Below are 20967 nucleotides of genomic sequence, written 5' to 3'. Positions count from 1 at the left end.
TCAGCCTCCCAACGATTTGCCCATCCGCTCCAGCCGCAGCTTGCCGTCGGCTGCCTCGGCGTTGCGGCAATTGGGCGTATCGCGGAGTTCTCCGGGATTGTTACGGCATTCGCCGATAATCCTAGCGAGCAGACCATCGTCCGCCATGAGCTCATCGACGGTGTAAATCTTATCCGCCTGTGGGGAGCAGGCCGCCAGTAAAAGCATGGCCGCGCTAGAAAGAAGCCACTTCATTTCAGCGCCGCTCCCATCGTGTCCATTCGCTTGCGCCAGTCCTCAGCCTTGCGTTGGTCATCGACCTGCACCTGAGCCTGCTGGACCATCTGCAGGCCCTGCATGCGCAGGACGTCGGCTTGCAAGAAGGCGGTCTCGGCCTGGAGGCGGGCCTGCAGATCGGCGATGTCCTTGGCGTCGGCAGCACCGGAGATTTTCTGGCGAAGCTCATCGATGCCGCCGATGCGCTTGGTCGCCGCATCGTAGATCTGCCGGCCGAGGCTCATCTGCCCGGCGTTCTGGTTCTGGATGCGCGACAGTTCCTGCGCATAGAAATCGTCGGCATCGGTGCGGTAGGTGGAATTGTCTTGAACGAATTTGGAAGCGGAACTACCGAAGACGCCGCTGCCGGAACCTTTGAACAGCCCCTCGATCGCGTTGAAGTCCTGCGGAAGCGCCTTGCGGATCGACGGATCGTTCAGCAGGTTGGCGACGTCGGCCATGTTGGTGATCTTGTTCAGCGAGCCGTAGAGCTGCTGGGCTTGTTGGAGCTGCTGGTTCAAGGCGTCGAGCTGGGACTTCAGCTGCGCGATGCTCTCGATTTGCTTGGCGATCGATGTCTGATCGATGACGGGGATGCCCTGCGCCGATGCTAGCATCGCCGACGCCAAAAGAGCGGCCGATACAAACAATGGCCGCATCGTTCCTGTTCGGATCATGCTGTCTTCCTCCTCTGATGAAACACGGCAAGCCAGTCCTCCCGTCCCTCGCCGATCTCCAAACGGATAGCATCGGCAAGCTCGACATTGGCGGTCCGGCCGGAGAGGATGGCAAGTTCGTCGTCGAAGCCGTTGAGGTTCAGCTCGGCGACAACGCTGTTGTGCCCCTGCTTGACGATGAACCGGCGGCTCTCGACGGAGAGTTCGCGCGAGACGAGCTCGAATTCGCGCTCCGTCAGCTTGAAGCCGTCGACATAGTCGGCGCGGTCGCCGCGCGGGTTCGGAAGAAAGATCTGTGTCGGGCACTGCTCGATGATCGTGTGGGCGATCGGCGAGACGATGGCATCGCGCGGGCTCTGGGTCGCAAACAGCATGAGACCGTTCTGCTTGCGGATCGTCTTGAGTTTGTTCTGGGCGAGATCACGAAAGCCTTCGTCCTGCAGCGCCTTCCAGAACTCGTCGATGACAATGATGATGCGACGCCCGTCGATCAGCTGCTCGATCCGATAGAACAGGTAGGCCATCAACGGCGTGCGGATCTCCTCATTGTCGAGGAAATCGGTCATGTCGTAGCCGATGAACCTGGCGCCGATGCCGATATCGTCAGCCTCGTTGTCGAATACCCAGCCGAGCGGGCCGCCCTTTTCCCATCGTCGGAGACGTGCGGCAATGCCCTCGGGATCGGTGTTGTTGAGGAAGGTGCGCAGGGCGCCGATGGAGCGACGCTCCACCGGCAGGTCCGCCACCCCGTCGACCGCCGAGGTGATGTCGCGCAACTCGGTGATCGACAATTCGCCAGATCCGGATCGGACCAGCTTGGCGATCCAACCGGTGAGGAATACTTTGTTTTCCGCAGTGAATTCCAGTGCTTTCACCGGCGCGCAGCCGGTGGCGACACCATTCTTCAGCGGCAGATAGGTGCCGCCGGCCGCCCGCACGAAGAGATCGGCGCCACGGTCCTTGTCGAAGAAGACCATATGCGGGTCATGCTTTTCGAGCTGGGACAGCATGAAATTCAAGAGCACCGTCTTGCCGGCACCCGACGGACCGCAGACGAAACTGTTGCCGAGATCGCCGTGATGAAAGTTGAAATAGAAGGGCGAGCCGGACGCGGTCTTGAGCATGGCGACCGCCGGTCCCCACTCGTTGCCGTCCTTCTTGCCCGCCGGATAGGAATGATAGGGAGCAAGGGCTGCGAAGTTGCGCGACGTGATCGCTCCCGAGCGCGCCCGGTAGCGGAAATTGCCCGGCACTTGCGCCCACCAGGCAGCCTCGAGCCCAAGATCCTCGCGGGCGACGACCGCGCCGCCGCTGGTGAGATAGGCCCGCGCTTTCGCCATGTGATCAGTCAGTTCCTTGACCGAGGGCGCGAAGACGGCAAGCGCAAGATGATGTTCCCCGAGAACGAAGCGATTGGATTCGAGATCGTCCATCGCCTCGCCGAGTTCCTCGATCTGTGAGGCCGCCTTGTCGCCGGCGCTGACCATCTGGTTCTGCTTGCGGCCCATGATCGTGCGGGCATCGGCCTTTGAGGTGAAAGCGAAGGACTGCGTCAGGATAAGCTCGAAAGGTGCGGTCAAGATAGCGTCGAGCATGCCGCTGCGCGTCGTCGCCGGATATTCCTTGAAGCCGAACATGCCGGCATAGCGGCTGTCGGCCTCGTGACGGATCTCGACGGTCTCGCGCCCGAAAATGACCCGGTCGGAATAGATTGCCGAGGAAATTCGTCCCTCCGTCAATGGGATCGGCTCCCGCCGGCCGCCGACGATCTGGTGGAGCACTTCGCTCGGCTCGGAGAACAGGATCCCGTCCTGTTCGTGGAGGGTGAGCAGCCGCGGCTCGAAGCGCTTCAGGCCGGCGACGACATCCGCCACGCGGTCACGCAGATGCTTCAGGGCCTGCCCGTCGAGCTCGGTATCGGATCGGCGGGCCTTGCGCAGCCGGGAGAGAAGCTTGGCCGCCTTTTCGGCAGGATCCCGGCCGGGATGCCAGACAAGGGTGAGGTAAAGATCGTTGCGAAACAGATCTTCCCTCACCATGCGCTCGCGGTATCGCGCGTTCAGACCGTCGGAGAAGGGATTGGCGAAGCGTCCCTCGGGATAAGCATTGTCGCGGCGGCGCACCAGATGCGTCCAGAGCGCCAGCCGCTCGTCAGCGATATTGCGATAGAGCGTGTTCAGGCTGCGGTGCAGGTCGTTGAGGTCCCTGACGTCCGAAGTTTCGAAGGAAACGCCGTCGAGAGCGATCATCGTCATCAACGCTCGGGATTCGAGCGCAATGGTCGTCTCGTCGACATGCCTGACATAGGGGATGAAGGTTTCCGGCCCGAGCTCGCGCGACCGGAGCGTCGCAATGTTAGACAAAGCTGAGATCCCTTTCGTCATAACGTCGGGTGAGCGTCAGAGGCGAGAGCGTGGCGCCGCCCCAATAGGCGGCATTGCGGGAGCGGCCACGGGTTTCGATCCACGCAATCAGGATCCGAAACATGTTGTGGTCGTGCTTGACGAGCGCCCGGAACACGACGTGGAAGACGACGCCGATCAGCGCATAGGCGATCGACCCCGCTGTGATGTAGAGAATGGTCGTCAGCATGATGTTGACGCCCATCGCCTCCATCGTCACGCCTGCGATCGTCGCCGGGCGGGTGCAGGCGAGGAACAGGATGTCTTCTTCGAGGCTGGGAGCGTTTGCCATGCCCGTCAGCCTCCGACGATGGTGTTGACCAGCTCGGTGGCGCCAAAAATGCCGCCGATCCCGATAATCCAGAAGCCGGCCCGCCTCAAATCCATGTAGCCAAACATCCAGGCAATGCAGATGATGATGACGGCGATGACCGCCAGCAGACGGGCGATATTGCCGGTCAGCATGTCGACGATGTTCTGCAGCACGGTTTCGATGCCGGCGGCCTGGGCGAAGGCCGGCTCGACCAGGCAGATGACAATGGCGGCCGCCATCAGCGTGGATGCGGCAAAGGGGCGAAGGCTGGCTTTGGAGATCATTCACTTTGCTCCGATCAATCATTCTGGAAAACGAGAACCGTGGATCGCCGCCCTGAGCTGAAAACATCCCAGGATGCGGCCTCAGCGGTTTGGGAGGATTGTTTCGCAAGCGCCGGCGGCGCCTCATCTTGCGTCGGCACGCCAGACCCGGCCTGGTCACCTCGTTCGCCGATGGTGAGCGAGGCAAGCGTCGGCGATAACTGCTTTACTTCCTGGCGTACCTGCTCGTCATATTTGACCATGGCGCCGAGGGATCGATCATCGCGGCCATAATAGGACTGGAGCATCACCCTTTCGGCCTGAGCCGGATCCCCCGCGCGTAATGCGGCGCGGTAGTATCCGTCGAGAAGCGTAGCCGTGGCCTTGAGGTTCATGCAGGGATCGAAGGCGTCGGCGACGGATAGCTTCAATTTTTGAAGCGCCTCTATCGCGATACCGCCGAGCCCGATCTGAATATCCTGGTGATCGGCAATCAGAGACGTCGTGACCTCGATCGCCTCCGCCTTCGATGCGGGTTGAGCAGCGAGTGGTGGGCCGCTGTTGATGCGGATGGCGAAGGGCTGAAACCGGCTCTCAAGGCTGACAATGCCGGCCAGCGTCTCCACCTGAACCATCGGCGCGCAGGTTTGCGCGATTTCGACGAATGCAGCACCCATCGGTCAATACCAAACGCGCTGTTTACCGGCGCCGTCGATGGTGACATCGACATAGTGCGGCTGCGATCGCACATTCGGGCGCGTTGTCGGATAGCCGATGCACTGGCGGTGCCCGTCCACGCGCTGCCAATGTGGCGACAGGACCGAATTGTCGCGGGAAGTATAGTCGTTCCCATCCCAGCAGAGGCTGTTGCTCACCGGCTGCGGCGATGTCGATACGCAGGTTGCTTGCCGACCGCCGCGACCGCTATCAGTCGTGAGCTTGTACCCCGCATCGCAATAATAGGGTTCATAGCCAGGCCGCGAACTCTGAAAACCGACGCCGCTACAGGTCGGGAATGAGTGCCCCTCGGCAAGCTCCCGCCACAGCTTCTGGATCGGCGGCCGGCATTCTGCATATTGCGTCGGCCCGCCGGGATTGGAAAGGCATAGAATAACCTGGCATCCCCAATCCTCGGCCCGCGCTTTACTGCCGAAAATAAGATAGGGTGGCGCAACGAAGCAGACCGTAAGCAGTGAATTCAGGAGAAGGCTTTTCATGAACAGGATCCTTCGAGACGATGGCGCCCTATTGCGTTTCGGGAGACTCAATCTGCCTGCCCGCGTTTATACTGTCGTATATAACATAGTTAAATGACATGACAAGCGCGATTAAAACGCAATGGCACAACCTTGCCTTCTCGGGACTCATTCTCCATGAGATCCTCGACCATCCGCTGGAGGACGAGACCCCGCAGGCGAGGCTGAAGCAGATCGGCATGATGACGATCCTCTATACGATGACTCAGGCCCATCAGAAGCTAACCCTCTCTAATATAATTGAGATTACCGAGCTAACACGCAGCGGTGTGAAGGAGACGGTCGACCTTTTGGTAAAGCGGGGAATGCTGGTGGAGACGATGGGGAAGAACGCCATGGGCCGGGGGACGGCGCGGCAATTCGAGATCTCTCAGGACCTCCTGAGCAAGCTGAGCTCTTTCCGCGCCAGCCAGGAGGCGGGGTTAAACTGACTGATCTTCGGCTTTAATGGAGTGAGATGCGAATCATCCGCCAGCCCGATCGCATGGCTGCCGGTAGTCATCAGGGACGATCAGGCAACCCGTCCGCAGGCGGGTTGCAATCAAACAATGAAGAGTATCGGAGAAATCAGCATAGCGGCGCCGTGAGGCGGATTTCGGGAATTCTCGCCACGCTAAGGGCGGAACAAGGGCAGCCGCAGGAGCCTCAGCATAGCGGCCGTCAAGGGAGGCGGGACCGACTGCCCCCGCCCGTGCGTTCCCTATCTCCGTCGCCGCTCAGCATATGGAGCGCGTTGCGCACCGGCGAACTCGGCTGGAACATGACCTACCGGTGAGGGCGCCGATGGTTGGCTCTCCAGTGTCTATCCGGCATTACGCGCCAAGCGAAAACAGATTTCATGAACGGGTCCAACGCGTTTGGACGGAGAGATCGCTAATCCCAGGCAGGATCTGACGAAACAGGAAAGACGTTGTTTGCAGCTTTTATCCGACGGCGATAGTGACGGTGCTATCCATAGGAGACTGAAACTTATCCATTCAAACCGTCCGCCTCCATCTTTCCAATGCGCGCCAGCGGCTGCAGGCACCCGCTCGTGTTGAGGCCGCGGCCAAAGCTGTCAGCGCAAATTTATCAAAGCAATATTTTTTGCTAGTTCCAAATAGATCATCCGACGACCCGCTGTCATCAACGCTTCTCTCGATGCTACGCACGACGACTCGTTCGCGCGGGACATCGTTCTCGTTCGCCCTCGGCGGACGATGGCTTCCGCCATCGCGATGCTAAGGGAGGATCTGCCGGAGGAGGTTGCAAGCCTGCACAGTCGCGTGATTTTCAGCATCGACGGTCGAGGGGATGCGCTGGTTCTCACCACGGGCCGCATGACGACGCCGTCGGAATACTTCGCGCGTCACTTCAATATGCCGGTGAACACGCCCCACTAGCTGCGCGAGGTCAATGCCTGACGATTTTAGACGCCGGTTCGCGGGATAGGAGCTTGCGGCCGTCGGGTCGCGGCAGTGGGCGGCGTCCGGGTGGCTAAGAAGGAGACGGCTCACGCCGCCTCCTCCTCGTTGAGGTCCGGCTGCAAGTCATGCAGATAGTCGACCGCGCGCTGGGCATGAGCTGCCGCTGAAAAGATGGCACGCTTGTCGCTGCCGAGAACCTTGAGCCAGTCATCGAGATAGCTTGCATGGTCGGGGCGTGGTTCGAGCTCGGGGACGATACCAAGATCGGCGCAGAGAAAGCAGCTGCCGAGTTCGGCAATGAGCTCTTCGCGGGCGCGTTCGCTCCTGTCTTTCGCATAGCGGCTGAGATCCCGATCGAGCCTTCGCGGTGCAGCGGTCCAGTGCGTCATCTCGTGACTGAGAACGGCGACATAGGATGCATCGTCCCGGAAGGCGTCGAAGCACGGCATCTGGATGTAGTCACGGGCAGCAGCATAATAGGCCGCCGATCCTCCATGGCGGATCAGGGCGCCGGTATTGGCAAAGAAGCGGCCGGCAGCACCGATGCGGCTCATCCAATCCTGGTCAGGCGCGATGGAATGGGCAAGGCCATCAAGGCCGGTGATCTGGTCGGTGTTGAACACGGTGTAGGTTTTCAGGAAGGGGATGTCGCGTTCGATTTCGGCGCCTGTCTCCGTCGTCTCGGCGCGGATGAAAGAGCTGGCGAAGACGACGGTCGTGCCGGTTTCGCCCCTGCGGACGGCGCCGCCGAGCTCGATTGCCTGGCGAAACGTCATCCACCTTGGTGATGCAAAGCCGCGGGCGATGGCTTCAGACCAGAGGAGCAGAGCATTGATGCCGGTGTAGGGTTGGCCATTGTGGCGCAGTGGCCGGCTGACCTCGGCTGTCCAGCCTCCCGTCGTCCATGGCTTGGTCCATGGACGGACGCCCTGTTTGAGATCGGCGATGATCTTGGTGGTGATGCGGCTGTAGATATCGGATCGTTGATTGGATTGCTGCCTGTTCATCTCTGAACCTCCGTTCGAGGTCGCGGCCATCGCGACCTGCTACGGCGGTCCAAAAGCCAGGCTGCAAGTGCGGCCAGCACCCGCAGGGCCGCAACGAAGTGAAGGACGGCAAAGCCGTTGCGGGCAGCGCGAGCCTGGCAGGACCAAAAGCCGGGGCAGGACGGGATGCAGCAACACCACGGCGAGACAGGTTTGAAACCCAGGCAGAAATGAAAAATCCAGTCTATTACGCAAGGCGGGAGCGTCCGGGATGAATCGATGGACCCGAAGCGTGGCATCGACCTTGCGCGGCCGTTCCTCGTCGACGCAATGGAGAAGGTTAGCAACGAGAGTGCCATTTCGTCGAGGAAGCCAAGACCGCCGAGACCAAACTCGTAGTCTTCGCGCGCATGCATTCGACCCGTACCTCAGCCCCTACTTCGTCGCCAACCAGGACAAGATGCGGGTAGAGTTCGAGGATCCGTATATCCTCATCCACGAAAAGAAGCTATCGAACCTGCAGTCCTTGCTGCCGGTAAGTTGAGGTCTGATGGAGCATTCCAATCGGCCGACCGCCTTCAGCAAAGTAAGCCTCCGGTGAAGGCCGCAGGTCAGGCCGCTTGAGCGTTGACGGTCGGCGGCGTCCAATTCCACGGAAGCAACTGCTCCAGCCTGGTAATCGACGTATCAGCGATGCTGGCAAGAACGTCGGCCAGCCACACCTGCGGATCGATGTCGTTGAGTTTTGCCGTCATAATCAATGTGGCCATGAAGGCCGCACGATCTGCACCGCGGTCTGATCCGGCGAAGAGCCAGGATTTTCTGCCGAGCGCAAAGCCTCTGAGCGCTCGCTCTGCCGCATTATTCGTCAGGCAAATCCGGCCGTCCTGCAGAAATGATGTGAAGCCATCCCAGCGCTTGAGCATGTAGTCGATCGCCTCCGCCACCGGAGAACTGCGTGAGAGCTTTGCCCGCTCGGTTTGAAGCCAGACCTGCAGATCATCGACGAGTGGCAGACAGTCTCTCCGGCGACGCTCCAGGCGTTGATCGGCCGTAAGCCCGTTGATCTCGCGCTCAATATCGAACAGGCCGTCGATCCGTTTGACGGCTTCGAGCGCCATAGGCGAGATCGGCGCGGCATTCTTTCCACGCTTGGCATTTGCGGCGATGTCGGCGAGCACGAAGAACTTACGCCGCGAGTGTGCCCAACAAAACGCCTGCCTTAGAGGATTTGGATCGCGATCAACCTTGAACAGCGGATTGTAGCCGCCATAGGCGTCCGCCTGCAGAATGCCGTTGAAGGTCTTCAGGTGGCGCTCCGGATGCTCCTGCCGTCGGTCCCGCGAGGCATAGTAAAGGGCCGCCGGCGGAGAGAGCCCTCCGAACGGCCGATCGTCCCGGACATAGGTCCAGATGCGGCCCGTATCGGTCTTTCCCTTGGCCAGGATAGGCACGGTCGTGTCGTCGCCGTGCAGACGTTCGGCAGCAAGGACATGCGCCTCGATCAGGGAGTGAATGGGCTTCAACGCCGCGGCACATGCTCCAACCTGATCGGCCAGCGTCGACAAGCTGAGGTCGACGCCCTCGCGGGCGTAGCGCTCGCTCTGGCGATTGAGCGGCTGGTGCTGGGCGAACTTCTCAAACAGGATCATCGCCAGCAGGTTCGGCCCGGCAAAACCGCGGGGTGTCACATGGAAGGGTGCGGGTGACTGCGTGATCTTCTCACACTCGCGGCAGGTGAACTTCTCCCGCACCGTCTGGATGACCTTCCACTGACGCGGGATGACTTCCAAGGTCTCGGTAATGTCTTCGCCAAGCTTCGACAGTTTAACCGATCCACAACAGGCGCAATTCGTGGGAGCGGCGATTACGACGCGCTCACGCGGCAGGTGTTCGGGAAAGGGCTTGCGTGACGGACGCTTGCGCTCGAAGGCTTTGACGGCTGAAGCTTTGGCTGCGATCTCCGCCGCCAGTTCATCTTCACCGGCGTCCGCTTCCAACTCCTCGAGCTGCAGTTCCATCTGCTCCAGGAGCCGCGCCTTGCGCTCGGACCGGCTGCCGTAGAGTGCACGGCGAACCTTGTCGATCTCCAGCTTCAGCCGCGCGATCAGCGCCTCGGAATGCGATACGAGTGCCTTTGCGCTGGCGGCTTCTGCCTTGGAGGTCGCTGCTTCTGCTTCGGCTGCGACACGTCGAGCGCGTTCCTGGGCCAGCAGTGCAAGCGCACTGGCAAGGTCGTCCGGAAGCTCTTCGGTCGCATTGCTCATGACAGGATGGAATCATATTCGACCCTGTCATTCCAGTGTTTTTGCTTATCCGGCCGACGTCGGCCGCCAGGTCTTTTGCGGCATCCGCCAGTCGATACCTTCCAGCAGATAACCGAGCTGCGCAGGCGTGATCACCACCGTGCCATCGGCCGCTGATGGCCAGATGAAGCGGCCGCGCTCCAGCTTCTTCGTGAACAGGCAAGCGCCCTGGCCGTCATGCCAGATCACCTTGATCAGACCGCCACCGCGGCCGCGGAATACGAACAGGTGTCCACACATCGGGTCGCGCTTCAGCGCCTCCTGCACCATCAACGACAAACCGGGGAAGCCCTTTCGCATATCGGTGTGGCCTGTCGCCAGCCAGACCTTCACGCCACTCGGAACCGGAATCATCGCAGCCCCAGCACGCAATCGAGAATCCGGCCAAGGGCATCCGTATCGATGTCGCTATCCACGCGCACGCGCCGACCCCGTCCAAGCTCGATTGTCACATCGCTACGCTTCCGACGAGGGTGGGATGTGGTGGGCGATTCCGGTTGAACGGGAGAGACTGTCGAAGCGGCCTCGGATACGATCACCGGCACCAAAGTCGCCGTATCAGACCTTGGCTCCTCGATCCGGCAAAGCTCTTTGCGCCAACGGAACAACTGGCTGACATGGATGCCGGCCGCGCGGGCAATCTCGGAGATGACCGCGTCTGGCTCAAAGCATGCAGCGACAAGGCGCTCTTTATCTTCGCGTGACCAGCGCCGACGGCGCTCTACAGACGTGATCACCTCAATTGGATGCTTCGTCATATGACTACTCCTAGTGTTACCACTAGGACTGGCAGTCAGAAGCCCTCTATCGCAAGACGGCCTTCACCGTGGGCTTACTCAGCAAATAGGCAGAACCATTACGAAATCACGGCGCAATCGCTGGCGTTTTTTTCCGCCACCCGTTCAAATGGCCGAAAGTTTCGAGTTGATCGAATTGAAGCTCCCGTGTTCGGGAAGTGGTGGGATCCGGGAACGTTTGGCAAGATTCAACGAACCACTGGCCGCCACGCCCAGAGAGGGTCATAGGGAATACGATGACAAGCGCGGACGCTCAGTCGTTCAGTCAGGTTGCGAGCACGTATCAGCTTGGGATCGGTATGACTCACATAGCGCCTCCAACTGATTTACGGCACTAGCCAAATCGTGAAGTTCCGATTTCAGCGATTGGATGATGTCGAAATGTCCGGAGCCATTCGAATTCGCAGTTGAACTTTTCAAATCCGCAGAACTTCTATTCGGATGGGGAAATGGGATGAGCTTTTGCACGGTTATGCTTTTGACGATATTGACGCAGAATAGTAGATTGTACTGGGCAAGTCTTTGCAATGGCAATCGAAAGCGAAAACACGTCAACGTATGTTTCGTCGCGCAATTCGGTACAGGGCCTGCATATTTCGGAACATCAAAGCACCTGAAGTTTTAAGTAGTTCCTATTGGTCCGCGTTTTATCCAATCGCCCAGAGTAGTTTGGGCTTCCGTTGGATGAGTGCGGTATAAACAGCGCCGCAGGTGGCGTGGATCCTGCGCGCTGTTAGCCGTAGGCTTCACGCGGTTCGGGTCCCAACAGATGCGGGAGGCAAGCGCATGAGTGCCACCCCTTCCTCTGCGGGCATCGGCGTAAGATGGGAATCACCGCGAGAGAACTCGAGCACTGCGTTTGCAGCGAGAAGTTCGGACTTCGGGATGGGCTTGCTATAGTAGAACCCCTGTGCCACAGCGCAGCCGCTTTCAGCCAAGAATTTTTCTTGATCGACCGTCTCCACGCCCTCAGCGACTACATTTTGCCCTAGGCAGCGCGCAATTGAGAGAATTGCCTTGACCAGTTCTCTACTTCGCTTGTCGGATCGATTGATGAATGACCGGTCAATTTTGAGGGTATCAATGGGAAAGTTAGCCAAATAGCTCAGAGATGAGTAGCCGGTGCCGAAATCATCGATCGCTATGGAAATTCCGCTCGCATGCAATTGAGAGAGTGTCGTCGAAACGCCCTCGCAGTTATGGAGCAGGAGACTCTCAGTTATTTCAACCTCGATCCACTCCGCACGACAACCGGTTTCCTGCAATACGTCCGCCACCGTTTGCGACAAACGCGGGCATTGAAACTGCTTAGGAGACAAATTTATCGCAATCTTGTGCGGGGGCAGTCCATCTGCATTCATGACGGCAGCCGTGCAACACGCCTCATGCAGCACCCATCGTCCAAGATCGATGATCAATCCCGTTTCCTCGGCGACACCTATGAATTCTCCCGGAGGGATCATTCCCATCTTCGGATGATGCCATCGTAGCAGTGCTTCTGAACCGATCACCTTTCCGTTGTCCAATAGGACCTTTGGCTGATAATGGAGTTCAAGTTGCTCATGTTTCAAAGCTAGGCGTAGGTCTGATTCTAGCGCTAGGCGCTTTTCAGCCCCAATCGTGAGATCCTTTGAGTAGAAGCGGAAGTTGCTACGCCCCGAGCGCTTCGCCAAATACATCGCAGAATCCGCATATTTCACCAAATCGTCGGGAGCGTCGCCGTCATTTGGAAATACCGATATCCCGATGCTGCAGGATACAAAGATCTCCCTGTCGGAAAGCATGAAGCGTTCGCCGAATGCGGCAAGCATTCTGCTGGCAATTTGAGCCAAATCGTCATTGTCCTGAACATTGGGCAGCAAGACTGCAAATTCATCTCCACCGAGTCTCGCCACGGTGTCGCTGGCACGGACGCCTTTTTTCATGCGTGTCGCCACCTGCCGCAGCAACTCGTCACCGACGGGATGTCCCATAGTGTCATTGATCGCTTTGAAATGGTCCATATCGATCAGCATCACCCCGGCTCGCTGGCCCGCCGAAGCCGCGTCCCCGATCATCTCGCGTAGCCGTTCATTGAAAAGTGTCCGGTTAGGCAGGCCGGTCAGAGAATCGTAGAATGCCATCTGATGGATTTTCTTACGGGACGTGTCCAGTTCGGTGATATCGCGGGCGACGCCGAGGATCCCCATCAGCTTTCCCCCCGTGAATACCGGAACCTTACGAGTCTCCAAAAGCGTTGATCGACCGTCCTCGTGAGCGGTAAACCGTTCCTCATTGATGAGAATACGGCCGGCTTGCATGGCCTCCTCATCCTTGTCACGAAAAAACTGGGCGAGTTCGGGAGTAAACAGGTCATAATCCGTTTTCCCGACGATTTCCGCTTCTGCCTTGCCGACCAATTCTTCGAAGGCATGATTGCACAACAGATATTTGCCTGTTACGTCTTTCAGCCATACCATATCCGGAATGGTCTGCAGGACACTTAGGAGGCGAGCCCGAGCTTCAATAGTCGTGCCCTCGGCGTGCTTTCGTTCGGTAATATCGCGAGATAACACCAGAAAAGTGACGGTTGAGTGATTGCTGCTTGGTCGCCTTGCGACCGACAGTTCAAACCAACGGGATTCGCCGTTTGGTAGGGCTATACGGACACAACGACCGTAGGAGGCGCCGGTTTCATCGGCTTCTTCAAGAGCCAGCATAGCGATGTCGGCCTGATCTGGAGGGAGCACATCGCGGACAAGCTTGCCGAGCAGCACTTCTTTTCGCTGCGCCAGGATCTCCTGATTCCTTGCCCAGACCTGCAGGTAGCGACCGTCGGCATTTACCTCGAACAGAACGTCAGGAATGGCGGCAATAATTCCCTCTGCGAATTCAAGAGCCTCTTTGAGATCATGCTCCGCACGTTTTCGCTCTGTGATGTCCAACATCGCGCCAACCAAGCCGATCCTGTTACCAGCGATATCAGTGATTGCGGTCTTGCTGAGTAAAAGATCAACGACACCACCATTCTCGGTGGTGGCCTTTGCTTCATATTGCTGAACACCGCCATTTGCAAAAAGCGCCTCGTCCAACGCGGCATACGTCTCGGCTATGGGTGCGGGCACCAAATCGAAAACGGTTTTTCCGATAATATCTCCCTTTGAGCGGCCGGAGAAGCTTTCGAAGGCCCTGTTGCAACCAAGGTGTATCCCATCTCTGTTTTTGAAGAAGACGGGTAACGGGATCGCGTCGAGTACGACGGCACTGGACATCTCTTCGGCGTTGAATGGCAAGTCGATGTTTGTCGCAGGATGCCGCGGATTCGCCCGGAAAGCCTTCTCAAACGGTTGCTTCAGACTTGCGACATCTGCGTCGTGACCGTGCGATGGCCGGACAACGGAGGCTTCCGAAAATGGCGGGGCCGTGCCCGTGGCAAGCGGAGGGCTGGCATTGACCGCGTTGCGGAAGGCTCCACGCCCCTGGTCGATTTGAGCATCAGTCGGCATCTGCACTTCCACAGGCTGTTCGGGGCGGGATGTGCGTTCCGATTGACGTACGTGTTTCATGTGCCTGTCCTGCTTTGTCACGTGGCTGAGCAATCATGCGTCAAGCCAGCATTTTGTTAGGACCGCACAAGTCATTTGGCGGAGTACCATGCCGCTACCCCACCGGGATATCGCTCTCATTCAGAATCATCAAAGACGTGTATTTGCATGTGGTCGGCGACGCCGCCCATATCATTTAGAACGCTTGCCAATCATCATTCGAAGGCGCGAGCACCAGGTTACCACGGCGCATCGGATAGTCTCCGCGGTCAACCATTGTCTGACCGGGCGGGAAGCTCTTCCCAAGTTCGCCCGTGACCTTCTGTGGCTTCCCGCTCTCGTCTTTGAAGTGGAAATGTTTCAACAGTGCGGCTAGGCTTTGGCTCTCTTGAGCGAGGTGCGATCCTGCAGTATTCATCTCCGCGACCATGCTCGCATTTTCTTGAGTGGCATGGTCCATATGGTTAACCGCGCCGTTGATCTCGCGCAGGCCCGACGATTGTTCCTGGGAGGCCGTTGCGATTGCGTCCATATGAAGATTTACATCCTGCACAAGCTCTTCAATCGTTCTCAGGCCCGATCCGGTTTCACTCACGAGCCTTACGCCTTCGTCGACGGCAAGAGCTGAATTGCCGATGAGATCCTTGATTTCTTTTGCCGCTGTCGCTGAGCGCTGTGCAAGCTCCCTGACCTCCTGGGCAACAACCGCAAAGCCTTTTCCCGCGTCGCCAGCACGCGCTGCTTCGACGCCGGCGTTCAGCGCCAGGAGGTTCGTTTGGAAGGCGATCGCGTCGATGACGCTGATGATCTGGGAAATCTGCTTGGAGGAGTTTTCAATGCGATTCATGGCGCCGATAGCATCGCGTACAACCCGACCGGACATTTCCGCATGATCTCGCATCTGTTGGACGGCTCCGCGCGCCTCAGCCGTCCTCTTCGTGGTCGATGCAACGTTGACGGTTATCTCCTCCAACGCCGCTGCAGTTTCCTCGAGCGAAGCCGCCTGCTGCTCCGTGCGTCTTGAAAGATTTTCAGATGCGGCCGAGACGCCCGAGCTGCCATTCGTGACCGTTTCGACTGAATGGCCGACGGTAACAAGCACGTCCCGGAGCTGACGAATGGAAGCGTTGAAATCCCTGCGCAAACTTTCAAACTGTGGCGCTAACGGCTCCTCAATTTCATAAATCAAGTCTCCATCCGCCATCCGCTTCAACCCGGTTGCCAATGCCGTCGTCGCTCGGATGAGGCGCTCTTCTGCTTCTTTTTCCGCCCTTACCTGAATATCCAGCTTCTCTTGGTCAGAACGAATGCGCTCAGCTTCCGCGGATGTCTCCAGGTTACTTTTCTGTATGGCCGCGCCGCGGAAAAACTCAAGGCAACGCGCCATGTCCCCGATCTCGTCGCGTCGGATCGTCAAGGGCACCGGCGCCGACGTATCGCCTTCTGCGAGTGCCTTCATTCGGCTTGTCAGAGTCCGAATGGAGCTTGAAATTCTCCGAACGACCGAAATGCACAAAATGAGTACCGTAGACATGATCAGAAGCGTGGCGCCGGAGTAGCCGATAAAGGCATTGCGAAGATCGGCGTAACGCTGAAATGCCATCTCGTCCAACTCGTCGCCGGTGCGCATAATGAGTGCGGTCAACAAAGCAGCCCGCTGTTGGGTGATTTCATTCCATCGATCCAACGTCTCGGGGGGGAAGGAAACGCCCGGCTGGTTTGCATACATCTGATCGCGAACGCCCGCGATGAACTTGCCTGCGGCGCTGGCCTCGAAGTCGTCATAAGATTTGACGAGATCGGCGGGGAGAAATTCCTGCATCGCAGGCACATAAAGCTGCTTTAGATTTTTTGACTGTAAGAGGGACGAAAATAGATCGACGGACATGGCTGAATTTTTGACGTAGGCTCGGCCGGGCCTGATCTCCAGCAAACTAGCTTCCGTGATCTGCATGAGCGCGTGAAAACCGGTAATTTGGCGTGCTAAATCCAAATCATTGACAGTCGCCCCAGTGCGACGGACGAGCTCCAAGCCCGCAAGGGCAGCTGGGCGCAAAGCAACAGCTCCCTCCGCCTCGCTAGCCGTTCCGTCATCGACGCGCCGGCGGAAGCTATCGATATTGTCCCGCCTTTCACGAATGATCTGTACCGCCCGTTCTATGGCCGGATCGTCGAATGCCTTTTTCCAAGAGTCGTAAGCGGAAAAGACCGCTGTAAAAGCCCTGTCCGATGCAGCTTGCTTTGCCCGACGCACGTCGGCGCCTGCAAACGCTTCCGCCGCTATAGCTTGGGCGAGGAATCCGCCTTCCCGCCCAAGTCGCTGCGTTGTTTGTGCGCTGCGGAAGGTAGAGTATTCTCGGTAATATCCCAGTGATGTTGATACTCCGATGATTACGAACGCCGTCAACGGGATAATTGCCAAAATCATTAAAAGTAGAGATAGCGGCAGTCTCGACATATGTTCCTCATAGACGACTATAAATTACACCGGCTTCCATTAGCGACGCGGTCCAGAACATTGCGACATTGACCGCTATGTGTGAGATGACCTCGGCATAATTACTATAAGATTAACCCCTGTAGTGGTCTTGAACTGCGTTGCGCAGATCGGAACATCGTCGCGTTCAGGGGATCATCTGCAAGACAGATCTTGGGCCGAGGCAGTCGGCTTTTCTGGAGAGTGCTGTTGCTGCAAGCCTTGAGGACGGTCGAGCGTGCCGGCTGATCGTAGCTCGGTCGGCGCAATCTGCTTATGATATACGCAATGTTTCCGAGGGAAGTACCCCATAGCGCTTGCGATAGTCCGCAGAAAATCTGCCTCTATGCACGAAGCCCCATTTCAGAGCGACCTGCGTGACCGAGAGGCCAGGTTCGCCTGTCATCAGTTCCTGATGCACTAATTCCAACCGTAGGTGCTGCAGGAATGCCAGAGGGGTCGTATTCCGAAAGTTGCGAAAACCGCTTTGAAGAGTGCGTCGGCTTACGCCACAAGCCGTTGCGATTTCCTCAAGAGATAGCGGCCGAGTAATATTGGCACGCATATAGTCGACCGCCCGCTTAACGGCCTTGGGTAAGGGTGATTCAGCAACGCGGCATAACTCAGATGAGTAGCGATGCTGCGCAGCTTCGATCAAAAGCTCCATCGTCGTTTCAGTGAGGTGATGAAGTGCTATCGGTGATTGAAGGAGGGTTCCGTCTCGTAATCCAGCATACAGCACTGGTACCAGTTGAACCAAAAGGGAGCCGAACCCGACCGATAGGTCGATTTCTGGCGAAAAATCGAGGCTGCCTCTTATTGGCGTATTGAGCCGACATCCCAAACGGCGCGTCAGCTCATCATGGGCGATCCTAAGCCCCAAATGTTTCCTGGGCCCAATGAATTGGGTCGTACTCGCCGACATACTGTTCACGAAAACGCCCCGCGTTCCCTCTGACGGGATTTGTCTGCCGTCAACGGTAACGACCGATCGCCCATGTAGTGGAAGCATGATGATGTTTGCCTCCGCCGGTCCCCGGTGCTGGACGGTTAGGTCGCCCTCGTAGTGCGCGGCAATAACTGCAATCGGACCATTGGTAATCGCATGTACATCGTAGGCGATCGTCTTATCGCCATGTACATGCGCTTCAGATTGCGGGGAAAGCCTCGAAAGCGCTGCCGCGAGTTCCTCGCTGCAGGTACCTTTGAGCGAGAAATGGTCAATCTTAGAGGGGGACACTCTCAACTCTCCACATCATCACTTCCTTCCCGAAACGGTATTCAAGCATGAGGCCCGCCTATCGCTAACGACAGGCGGACAGGGCAATTGACTTGTCGCGGCCAGTCCTCGCCGTGAATTCGACGCAGTCGAAGTCGCCTAAGTTGATAGTGCGAAGATCAATCATTGTTATATATGGAACTCCGACAGAATTGTTACCTGCTGCCAACCATCGCTTCGCAACCGATTCCCAAATGTCTGGCCTTTGATGGTCTCCATTCACGGCCCAGCAGACTCGGGCGTGCTCGCGCTAGCGACTAAACCTCATCCTTTAAGGTTTCTTTTTGCGTGATCAAACGTGCGGAGTGATGGCCGGAAACAAAGATCCATAGCCAGCTTAGTCCCACTGCCAATCTGCTCCTCGTACCTATCAGGAAGTAGATATGGGCAAGCCCCCAAATCCACCATGCAATTCCGCCCTTGAGCCGGATCTTCCCAAAGTCGATAACAGCCGAATTCGGCCCGATGGTAGCCAGGTTTCCCAGATGCCTATATCTGAACGCACTTGGAGTGGGTGTACCCAGACGTCGTGCTTCAATTACCGAAGCGACATATTTGCCTTGCTGTTTGGCGGCGGGAGCCACTCCGGGGACGGGTGTTCCATCAGCGGCCTTCACGGAGGCAGTATCTCCAATAATAAAAATCTCGGGCTTACCGCCAACAGTCAGATCTGGCTGCACGACCGCCCTACCCGCCCTGTCCTTTTCAGCACCGACCCAGGCGGCGGCGTTCGACGCTTGCACCCCCGCAGCCCAGATGACGGTCCGGCTTGAAACGAACTCATCTCCGATCGCGATGCCGTTCTCGTTGCATGCCGTCACGGGAATGCCTGTTCTCACTTCGACGCCCATCTTGATTAGCGACTGCTCGGCATATCTCGAAAGTGCTTCCGGGAACACGGGTAGGACACGTGGACCTGCCTCGATGAGAAGGATGCGCGCCGATCTGGTGTCGATGCTACGGAACTCCTCAACAAGGGTTCGTTGGGCCAGTTGCGCTATAATCCCAGCCATCTCCACGCCTGTCGGGCCTGCTCCGATTATGCTGAACGTGAGCATTGCCTTCCGCCGTTCGGGATCAGCCTCCAATTCGGCCTTCTCAAACGCGAGAAGAAGCCGCCGCCGGATGGTCGTCGCGTCTTCGAGTGCCTTTAGCCCGGGCGCAAACGGCTCCCACTCGTCCCGGCCAAAATAGGCGTGCCTTGCACCTGTCGCGAGAACGAGCGTGTCATAGGGAATAGCATTCCCATCCTTGAGCGATACTACGCGTGCCTCGGTATCAACGCCAACAACCTCGCCCAGCAGCGTCGATACATCCTTTCGTCCTCTGAACAATGCTCTGATGGGCCAGGCTATCTCCGAGGTTGCCAATACAGTCGTGGCAACTTGGTAGAGGAGCGGTTGAAAGAGGTGATGGTTGCGCCTGTCGACGATCGTTATGGAAGTGTCGGGACACTTGAGGTCCTTCGCTAACTGGAGTCCGGCAAAGCCACCGCCGACTACGACAACTCGATGCGTATCCATTTCGTCTCCCTCAAACCTGCGCGCTCGGGGCGCGCGCCTCGTAGAAATGGCCATTGCGCCCGATCAGTCGCTGATACGGGTATTTACATTAATCGACGGTGGACTCACCAACAGTGGAAGAAGAGGCTCCAGCACCCGCTTGACATTAGGATGTTCGCCATGGCCAACGACAGCCGCCTCATTCTGCCAGCCGTCTAAGATGATGAAAGTGTTCGGATCGTCCGACCGCTGGTAGAGGTCGTAGTAGAGACAACCAGACTCTTCGCGGGCGGGTCCAATGAATTCCTGAAGGAGTTCTTTTACGCGATTTCGATTTTGGGACGTGGTTTTGAATTCAACGACAAGGTGCTGTTCCTCTGACTTCTTCGATGTCATTTGCGCTGGCTCCTAATTGAAAACGACGACCGGCTTGATCACTCGCCCGGCTTCGGCGTCCGCGATCGCTTCGTTGATCTTCTCGAAGGGATACTTGGTGATCAATTTTTGGAAGGGGAAAAGCCCAGCCTGATTAAGATCCATCATCTGCGGAATGAACAGCTGTGGAATCTGATCACCAAGGATCGCACCCTGGATCTTGCGATTGAACACCATTAGATCGAGGGGGATGGGAATGTCGTTCCCGAGCGCGTCGAGGCCGAGCAAGACAACGTGCCCGCCGGCACGGGTGCACTTGATCGAGTTCAGAATAACCGGAATGATGCCAACTGCGTCGATCGCGAAGTCGGCACCGCCGCCCGTCAGCGCATGGATCTGGTTGACTACGTCGGGATCTTTGCCGTTGATCGCATGTGTGGCACCAAGCCCCATGGCCATGTCTAGCCTCTGCTGATTCAGATCTATGATGATAATCTTGCTGCACCGACGAACTTTGGCGGCCATCACGGCGGCCATGCCGACAGCACCTGCGCCGAAAACGGCTATCGTCGACCCTATTTCCGGCTTCATCGCGTTTATCACTGTTCCTGCACCCGTTGCCATGCCGCACCCGAGTGGCGCAGCGTCGGTAAGGTCGAGGTCTGTTTTCGGCAAAAGCGCTGCATTGTTTTCAGTCGCAAGGATATGCGTCGCAAAGGACGACTGGCCCACGAAATTGCTGCCAATGCCAACTTCATCGCAGAGCAATGCCTTCTTACCATTCGGACGAAGCCCCGTAAGATTGTACTGGGTATAGTTTTGGCAGTTCATTGGGTGAGAACGGCGGCAGTCGGCGCAGAATCCGCATGAGCTCTGGCTCAGTGCGACGTGATCACCCACTTTGAGGCTCTGAACTTCTGGTCCGACCGCCTCGACGACGCCGACGCCTTCGTGCCCCGGGATCACCGGTGCCGGCGGGCCAAAAATACCGTCGCGAAGCAGCAAGTCCGTGTGGCAGATCCCGCTCGCAACCGTGCGAACCAGGATCTCGTTGCCTTCGGGGTCAGCCAGTTCGAGTTCACGGAATTCCAGCGGGCTCTTTGGCTTCACGGCGACAGCCGCAGTGATTTTCACCATTATATTCTCCTGC

General features: G+C 57.8%; 19 protein-coding genes and 1 pseudogene. 3 read left to right on the top strand and 17 right to left on the bottom strand.

The window, feature by feature from the left end:
* From K6N12_RS27570 to K6N12_RS27540, 7 genes are read right to left on the bottom strand one after another with little or no spacing between them, the layout of a single operon-like run.
* Positions 1-234 (bottom strand): EexN family lipoprotein, encoded by a 234-nt coding sequence (locus tag K6N12_RS27570; RefSeq protein WP_004673415.1) that lies wholly within the window; start codon positions 232-234, stop codon positions 1-3.
* On the bottom strand, positions 231-932 hold the full coding sequence (virB5, locus tag K6N12_RS27565; protein WP_004673414.1) for a P-type DNA transfer protein VirB5: 702 nt from the start codon (positions 930-932) through the stop codon (positions 231-233). The genes K6N12_RS27570 and virB5 overlap by 4 nt, the downstream gene beginning before the upstream one ends.
* Positions 929-3295: a VirB4 family type IV secretion/conjugal transfer ATPase gene (locus K6N12_RS27560; RefSeq protein ID WP_004673411.1), complete on the bottom strand. Its 2367-nt coding sequence runs from the start codon at positions 3293-3295 to the stop codon at positions 929-931. Before K6N12_RS27560 ends, virB5 begins: the two co-directional genes overlap by 4 nt.
* On the bottom strand, positions 3288-3626 hold the full coding sequence (locus K6N12_RS27555) for a VirB3 family type IV secretion system protein (protein WP_018247156.1): 339 nt from the start codon (positions 3624-3626) through the stop codon (positions 3288-3290). The genes K6N12_RS27560 and K6N12_RS27555 overlap by 8 nt, the downstream gene beginning before the upstream one ends.
* Positions 3627-3631: 5 nt before the next feature.
* Entirely contained in the window at positions 3632-3931 is a 300-nt protein-coding gene (locus K6N12_RS27550) for a TrbC/VirB2 family protein (RefSeq protein WP_004673407.1), read from the bottom strand.
* A gap of 14 nt (positions 3932-3945) precedes the next feature.
* The gene (locus K6N12_RS27545) at positions 3946-4587 is read right to left on the bottom strand and encodes a lysozyme family protein (protein WP_004673406.1); all 642 of its coding nucleotides are present in this window, start codon (positions 4585-4587) and stop codon (positions 3946-3948) included.
* Between the two features lie 3 nt (positions 4588-4590).
* Complete coding sequence (locus K6N12_RS27540; RefSeq protein ID WP_018446357.1) at positions 4591-5127, bottom strand: hypothetical protein; 537 nt, start codon at positions 5125-5127, stop codon at positions 4591-4593.
* Between the two features lie 98 nt (positions 5128-5225).
* Between K6N12_RS27540 and K6N12_RS27535 the strand changes: the two genes are divergently transcribed.
* Together K6N12_RS27535 and K6N12_RS27530 are read left to right on the top strand one after the other, a co-directional pair.
* Complete coding sequence (locus tag K6N12_RS27535; RefSeq protein WP_004673403.1) at positions 5226-5597, top strand: hypothetical protein; 372 nt, start codon at positions 5226-5228, stop codon at positions 5595-5597.
* A 768-nt stretch (positions 5598-6365) separates the two neighbouring features.
* Entirely contained in the window at positions 6366-6548 is a 183-nt protein-coding gene (locus K6N12_RS27530; RefSeq protein ID WP_016737443.1) for a hypothetical protein, read from the top strand.
* A 110-nt stretch (positions 6549-6658) separates the two neighbouring features.
* On the opposite strand, the gene K6N12_RS27525 is transcribed toward K6N12_RS27530, so the two are convergent.
* The gene (locus tag K6N12_RS27525) at positions 6659-7579 is read right to left on the bottom strand and encodes an ArdC family protein (RefSeq protein WP_004673402.1); all 921 of its coding nucleotides are present in this window, start codon (positions 7577-7579) and stop codon (positions 6659-6661) included.
* Between the two features lie 294 nt (positions 7580-7873).
* Here K6N12_RS27525 and groEL point away from each other — a divergent pair.
* Positions 7874-8096, top strand: a pseudogene (gene groEL / locus K6N12_RS34340) (chaperonin GroEL); the annotation flags it as partial.
* A 73-nt stretch (positions 8097-8169) separates the two neighbouring features.
* Here groEL and tnpC read toward each other — a convergent pair.
* The 9 genes from tnpC to K6N12_RS27475 all read right to left on the bottom strand — a co-directional run bounded on the left by tnpC (position 8170) and on the right by K6N12_RS27475 (position 20954).
* Complete coding sequence (gene tnpC, locus K6N12_RS27515) at positions 8170-9825, bottom strand: IS66 family transposase (protein WP_018247155.1); 1656 nt, start codon at positions 9823-9825, stop codon at positions 8170-8172.
* Between the two features lie 45 nt (positions 9826-9870).
* On the bottom strand, positions 9871-10218 hold the full coding sequence (tnpB, locus tag K6N12_RS27510) for an IS66 family insertion sequence element accessory protein TnpB (protein WP_008536653.1): 348 nt from the start codon (positions 10216-10218) through the stop codon (positions 9871-9873).
* Positions 10215-10622 (bottom strand): IS66-like element accessory protein TnpA, encoded by a 408-nt coding sequence (gene tnpA, locus K6N12_RS27505; RefSeq protein ID WP_004675073.1) that lies wholly within the window; start codon positions 10620-10622, stop codon positions 10215-10217. The genes tnpB and tnpA overlap by 4 nt, the downstream gene beginning before the upstream one ends.
* 785 nt (positions 10623-11407) lie before the next feature.
* Entirely contained in the window at positions 11408-14206 is a 2799-nt protein-coding gene (locus K6N12_RS27500; RefSeq protein ID WP_004671498.1) for a sensor domain-containing protein, read from the bottom strand.
* Between the two features lie 175 nt (positions 14207-14381).
* On the bottom strand, positions 14382-16643 hold the full coding sequence (locus K6N12_RS27495) for a methyl-accepting chemotaxis protein (RefSeq protein WP_008534399.1): 2262 nt from the start codon (positions 16641-16643) through the stop codon (positions 14382-14384).
* Between the two features lie 292 nt (positions 16644-16935).
* Entirely contained in the window at positions 16936-17901 is a 966-nt protein-coding gene (locus K6N12_RS27490) for a helix-turn-helix transcriptional regulator (RefSeq protein WP_008534397.1), read from the bottom strand.
* Positions 17902-18197: 296 nt separating this feature from the next.
* Positions 18198-19463 (bottom strand): NAD(P)/FAD-dependent oxidoreductase, encoded by a 1266-nt coding sequence (locus K6N12_RS27485; RefSeq protein ID WP_004671504.1) that lies wholly within the window; start codon positions 19461-19463, stop codon positions 18198-18200.
* Positions 19464-19526: 63 nt separating this feature from the next.
* Positions 19527-19838, bottom strand: a complete 312-nt coding sequence (locus tag K6N12_RS27480; RefSeq protein ID WP_004671505.1) for a putative quinol monooxygenase — start codon at positions 19836-19838, stop codon at positions 19527-19529.
* A 12-nt stretch (positions 19839-19850) separates the two neighbouring features.
* Positions 19851-20954 (bottom strand): NAD(P)-dependent alcohol dehydrogenase, encoded by a 1104-nt coding sequence (locus K6N12_RS27475; protein WP_004671507.1) that lies wholly within the window; start codon positions 20952-20954, stop codon positions 19851-19853.
* Between the last annotated feature and the right edge of the window lie 13 nt (positions 20955-20967).

The organism is Rhizobium redzepovicii (assembly GCF_019793435.1).
GTDB lineage: Bacteria > Pseudomonadota > Alphaproteobacteria > Rhizobiales > Rhizobiaceae > Rhizobium > Rhizobium redzepovicii.
Note: the sequence above shows the minus strand (reverse complement) of the source record. Positions and strands in the feature narration are given on the sequence as shown.

Coding starts and splice junctions, on each gene's coding strand:
- K6N12_RS27535 (WP_004673403.1), top strand. CDS start 5,226: ATGACAAGCGCGATTAAAACGCAATGGCACAACCTTGCCTTCTCGGGA.
- K6N12_RS27480 (WP_004671505.1), bottom strand. CDS start 19,838: ATGACATCGAAGAAGTCAGAGGAACAGCACCTTGTCGTTGAATTCAAA.
- tnpB (WP_008536653.1), bottom strand. CDS start 10,218: ATGATTCCGGTTCCGAGTGGCGTGAAGGTCTGGCTGGCGACAGGCCAC.
- K6N12_RS27530 (WP_016737443.1), top strand. CDS start 6,366: ATGGCTTCCGCCATCGCGATGCTAAGGGAGGATCTGCCGGAGGAGGTT.
- K6N12_RS27485 (WP_004671504.1), bottom strand. CDS start 19,463: ATGGATACGCATCGAGTTGTCGTAGTCGGCGGTGGCTTTGCCGGACTC.
- K6N12_RS27550 (WP_004673407.1), bottom strand. CDS start 3,931: ATGATCTCCAAAGCCAGCCTTCGCCCCTTTGCCGCATCCACGCTGATG.
- K6N12_RS27500 (WP_004671498.1), bottom strand. CDS start 14,206: ATGAAACACGTACGTCAATCGGAACGCACATCCCGCCCCGAACAGCCT.
- virB5 (WP_004673414.1), bottom strand. CDS start 932: ATGATCCGAACAGGAACGATGCGGCCATTGTTTGTATCGGCCGCTCTT.
- K6N12_RS27570 (WP_004673415.1), bottom strand. CDS start 234: ATGAAGTGGCTTCTTTCTAGCGCGGCCATGCTTTTACTGGCGGCCTGC.
- K6N12_RS27495 (WP_008534399.1), bottom strand. CDS start 16,643: ATGTCGAGACTGCCGCTATCTCTACTTTTAATGATTTTGGCAATTATC.
- K6N12_RS27555 (WP_018247156.1), bottom strand. CDS start 3,626: ATGGCAAACGCTCCCAGCCTCGAAGAAGACATCCTGTTCCTCGCCTGC.
- K6N12_RS27540 (WP_018446357.1), bottom strand. CDS start 5,127: ATGAAAAGCCTTCTCCTGAATTCACTGCTTACGGTCTGCTTCGTTGCG.
- K6N12_RS27475 (WP_004671507.1), bottom strand. CDS start 20,954: ATGGTGAAAATCACTGCGGCTGTCGCCGTGAAGCCAAAGAGCCCGCTG.
- K6N12_RS27545 (WP_004673406.1), bottom strand. CDS start 4,587: ATGGGTGCTGCATTCGTCGAAATCGCGCAAACCTGCGCGCCGATGGTT.
- tnpA (WP_004675073.1), bottom strand. CDS start 10,622: ATGACGAAGCATCCAATTGAGGTGATCACGTCTGTAGAGCGCCGTCGG.
- K6N12_RS27525 (WP_004673402.1), bottom strand. CDS start 7,579: ATGAACAGGCAGCAATCCAATCAACGATCCGATATCTACAGCCGCATC.
- tnpC (WP_018247155.1), bottom strand. CDS start 9,825: ATGAGCAATGCGACCGAAGAGCTTCCGGACGACCTTGCCAGTGCGCTT.